Source organism: Geobacillus sp. LYN3 (assembly GCF_003064505.1).
Taxonomy (GTDB): domain Bacteria; phylum Bacillota; class Bacilli; order Bacillales; family Anoxybacillaceae; genus Parageobacillus_B; species Parageobacillus_B toebii.
Genome location: NZ_QCWL01000001.1, coordinates 1,736,413 through 1,737,727 on the forward strand (window position 1 = coordinate 1,736,413; position 1,315 = coordinate 1,737,727).

Here is a 1,315-nt window from a genome sequence, read left to right on the forward strand (position 1 = left end):
GTCGTGTAAATCACACTTCGAATACGGCTTGGATCATCCATAAATGTAAGGAGGACATCCAACTCATTGGCCCAAGATTGAACTTCTCTCGGATACTTGCTTGACCATTTCGACTCAAACTGTTGAAACATCTGTAATGCCATCTCCTTATTCGGCGCGCGATAAATCAGCTTGAGGTCCTCTGCCACTTCGAATTGATCTTTTTTCCGAACACGATTTAAGGTATTACGTACTTTGTGAACGACACAACGCTGCACATCCGCTTTCGGATAAACTGTAAATTAGCACATTATTTCAGAATCCCTTTTTCAAATTATTTCAGGCGGATTCGGAAATAATGTGCAANAATCAGCTTGAGGTCCTCTGCCACTTCGAATTGATCTTTTTTCCGAACACGATTTAAGGTATTACGTACTTTGTGAACGACACAACGCTGCACATCGGCTTTCGGATAAACCGCCTTAAAGGCTTCCTCCAACCCCGGTAGTCCATCGAATACGCCCAGAAGCACTTCCTTGACGCCTCTTTGATAGAGGTGTTGAAGAATTTCCTGCCATACATAGGCGCTTTCTTGTCCTCCCACAAAGAAATCAAGAATTTCGCGATATCCTTCTTCGTTCACCCCTAACACCACATAAATGACTTCTTTCTCCACGGTTTCGCGACGAAGTTTTACGTATAAACCATCCAAATATAAAACCGAATAACGCTGATGTAGAGGACGATTGTGCCATTTCTCGATGTCTTCCTTCACTACATCGGTAATACGACTGATTGTCGTTGGAGAATAGGCATTTCCTAAAATTCGTTCGATAAACTTGCCAATTTCCCTCGTACTCATGCCACTTTGATACATTTTGATGACGGCTTCCTCGAGCCAACCAGTATGACGTTGGTAAGGGGCAAACAGCTGCGTTTGAAATTCCCCATTTCGATCTCTTGGGACCAAAAGGCCTTCAATTCGGCCATATTGCGTATCTAGATTTCGTTGATAGTAGCCGTTTCTCATACTGGATGTGTCCGCCTGTTCGATTTCGAGGAAATGTNNNTTCCCGCATAATCAGCTCTAATTTTTCCTTCACAAACTGACGAATGACACTTTCCAGTTGATTTGCCCAGTCTACATTCGGTATACTTTTAGACATAGGTAGGGTACTCCTTTCTCTAAGATTTTTGGTTCAAATCAGAGAATACCCTACCTTTTTTCTTTTTGCCTAGCAAAATGCTTTACACAAAATTTTATACCTCACATTTCGCACCCTCCCAACGAAAATCGGGAGGATTTTTTCGTTCCGATGTCGAATGAATCCTTGAC

2 pseudogenes are annotated in these 1,315 nt (G+C 42.4%); both read right to left on the reverse strand.

The annotated features are described in order from the left end of the window. Positions 1 to 275, reverse strand: a pseudogene (locus DCC82_RS09045) (transposase); the annotation flags it as partial. A 71-nt stretch (positions 276 to 346) separates the two neighbouring features. Beyond that, positions 347 to 1,145: pseudogene (locus tag DCC82_RS09050) on the reverse strand (IS256 family transposase); the annotation flags it as partial. Positions 1,146 to 1,315 lie beyond the last annotated feature (170 nt).